Origin of the sequence: Saccharomonospora iraqiensis subsp. iraqiensis, from assembly GCF_000430445.1 — a bacterium.
Taxonomy (GTDB): domain Bacteria; phylum Actinomycetota; class Actinomycetes; order Mycobacteriales; family Pseudonocardiaceae; genus Saccharomonospora; species Saccharomonospora iraqiensis.
On the sequence record NZ_KE387102.1, the window covers coordinates 83124 to 85099 of the forward strand.

1 protein-coding gene is annotated in these 1976 nt (G+C 74.5%); it reads left to right on the forward strand.

What is annotated here, in order from left to right; all coding sequences use genetic code 11:
• Positions 1 to 192 precede the first annotated feature (192 nt).
• The gene (locus ACTIR_RS0114870) at positions 193 to 1521 is read left to right on the forward strand and encodes an adenosylmethionine--8-amino-7-oxononanoate transaminase (RefSeq protein ID WP_052583899.1); all 1329 of its coding nucleotides are present in this window, start codon (positions 193 to 195) and stop codon (positions 1519 to 1521) included.
• The last annotated feature ends 455 nt before the right edge of the window (positions 1522 to 1976 follow it).

The following is a 1976-nucleotide window of genomic DNA, read 5'->3' on the forward strand; positions in this document are numbered from 1 at the left end:
CCGCGCCGTCCACGGCGACCCGTGTCCGGCCGCGGTGCCCGTCGGGCGTCCGTGCCTCGGCGGTGCGGGCACCCGCCCCGGCCACCGTCTCCGCGAGCTCCTCGACGAGCCGCTCGGGCGTCACCGGCCGGTACGTGGGGCGGGACGACATGATTCCACCGTAGTTCCCGGCCGGGTCGTAGAGTGCCGGGCATGGCGACCGAACCGACCGAACCGACCGGTGGGCCGGCGGCCGATCCCGCCGCGACCCGGGACCTGCTCGCGCTCGACGCGGAACACGTCTGGCACCCGTACGGGCCGATGCCGGGCACGGTCCCCCCGCTGCTGGTGACGGAGGCCTCCGGGGTACGGCTGCGGCTGGCCGACGGGCGCGAACTCGTCGACGGCATGTCGTCCTGGTGGTCGGCGATCCACGGCTACCGGCACCCGGCACTCGACGCCGCGCTGCACGAGCAGGCCGGGCGGATGAGCCACGTGATGTTCGGCGGGCTCACCCACGAACCGGCGATCCGGCTGGCGACCAGCCTGGCCGAGGTCACCCCGGGCGAGCTGCGGCACGTGTTCCTGTGCGACTCCGGGTCGGTCTCGGTCGAGGTGGCGCTGAAGATGTGTCTGCAGTACCAACGTTCGCGCGGCCGCCCGGAGAAACGGCGGATGCTGACCTGGCGCGGCGGGTACCACGGCGACACCTTCCACCCGATGAGCGTGTGCGACCCGGAGGGCGGGATGCACGCCCTGTGGCGCGGGGTGCTCCCCGAGCAGGTCTTCGCGCCCGCCCCGCCGTCCGGGTTCGACCGCCCGGTCGATGAGTCCTATGTGGATGAATTGGTCCGGCACGTCGAGCAGCACGCGGACGAACTCGCCGCCGTGGTGGTGGAGCCGGTGGTGCAGGGCGCGGGCGGGATGCGCTTCCACAATCCCGCGTACCTGCGGACGCTGCGCGAGGTGACCGAGGCGAACGACGTGCTGCTGGTCTTCGACGAGATCGCGACCGGGTTCGGGCGCACCGGGGCGCTGTTCGCCGCGGACCACGCCGGGGTCGCCCCGGACGTGTTCTGCGTGGGCAAGGCGCTCACCGGCGGGTACCTGACGATGGCCGCGACGCTGTGCACCCCCGCGGTGGCCGAGGGGATCTCGCGCGGAGAGGTGCCGGTGCTGGCGCACGGGCCGACGTTCATGGGCAACCCGCTCGCCTCGGCGGTCGCGAACGCGTCGCTCGGGCTCCTGCGGGACGGGGACTGGCGCGCCGACGTCGCGCGGATCGGGCGGGTGCTGGGTGACGGGCTCGCCGAGGCCGCCGACCTGCCCTCGGTGCGCGACGTCCGGGTGCTCGGCGGGATCGGGGTCGTCCAGCTCGACCACGAGGTCGACATGGCGGCCGCGACCCGGGTGCTCACCGAGCACGGCGTGTGGCTGCGGCCGTTCCGGGACCTGATCTACGCGATGCCGCCGTACGTCACCGACGAGGCCGACCTCGGGCGGATCGCCGGGGCGATGGTGGCCACTGCCCGGCAGGCGTGAGCGGAGCCGCCCGGCAGGCGTGAGCCGAGCCGACCGGGAGTGGAGGCAAGATCACCCGAAGTGGTTGCCCGGTCCCCGGGAGCGGGTGCTCCGCGCGTCCGGTGAACACGGCGCGTGGCACCGGCCACCGGGCCGGGTGAGGCGCGCCAGGCGCCGACGCGGTCGGCCCGCGCCGGTCGTACCGGTTCGGTGACGACCGGCCGACCCGGTGAACATGAATATCTGTGTCAATAGCGGACAATCCGGACGATCTCCGGTTACCTGGTCCCGACGGCCGACCCGCGGCCCCGACCAGGAGGGGTGACCATGACCGGAGCAGAACCGTCCGCACCCGGCACGGGCGACGGGACGACGGCGGCGGACACCGGGGCGGTCCCGGACGGGCGGCTTCCCCCGGACGGGGACGCGGTCGTCGGGGACGGGAGCGGGGGAACCCCCGGCGGTGCCGCGGACGG

What these genes read in the sequence shown, in the direction of transcription:
- ACTIR_RS0114870 (WP_052583899.1), top strand. Translation starts at nt 193, where the DNA reads ATGGCGACCGAACCGACCGAACCGACCGGTGGGCCGGCGGCCGATCCC.